At 55.8% G+C, this 586-nt stretch carries 1 rRNA gene; it reads right to left on the bottom strand.

Annotated features, from left to right (window positions below):
- Positions 1–586, bottom strand: a 23S ribosomal RNA gene (locus ACLJR2_RS23685); the annotation flags it as partial.

Genomic DNA, 586 nt, shown 5'->3' with positions numbered 1-586 from the left:
AAGTCTCAGGGAGAACTCATCTCGGGGCAAGTTTCGTGCTTAGATGCTTTCAGCACTTATCTCTTCCGCATTTAGCTACCGGGCAGTGCCATTGGCATGACAACCCGAACACCAGTGATGCGTCCACTCCGGTCCTCTCGTACTAGGAGCAGCCCCCCTCAGTTCTCCAGCGCCCACGGCAGATAGGGACCGAACTGTCTCACGACGTTCTAAACCCAGCTCGCGTACCACTTTAAATGGCGAACAGCCATACCCTTGGGACCTACTTCAGCCCCAGGATGTGATGAGCCGACATCGAGGTGCCAAACACCGCCGTCGATATGAACTCTTGGGCGGTATCAGCCTGTTATCCCCGGAGTACCTTTTATCCGTTGAGCGATGGCCCTTCCATTCAGAACCACCGGATCACTATGACCTGCTTTCGCACCTGCTCGCGCCGTCACGCTCGCAGTCAAGCTGGCTTATGCCATTGCACTAACCTCCTGATGTCCGACCAGGATTAGCCAACCTTCGTGCTCCTCCGTTACTCTTTAGGAGGAGACCGCCCCAGTCAAACTACCCACCAGACACTGTCCGCAACCCGGAT

Source organism: Salmonella sp. SAL03688 (assembly GCF_046551895.1).
Classification (GTDB): Bacteria; Pseudomonadota; Gammaproteobacteria; order Enterobacterales; family Enterobacteriaceae; genus Salmonella; species Salmonella enterica.
This window is presented reverse-complemented; position numbering and strand designations above follow the sequence as displayed.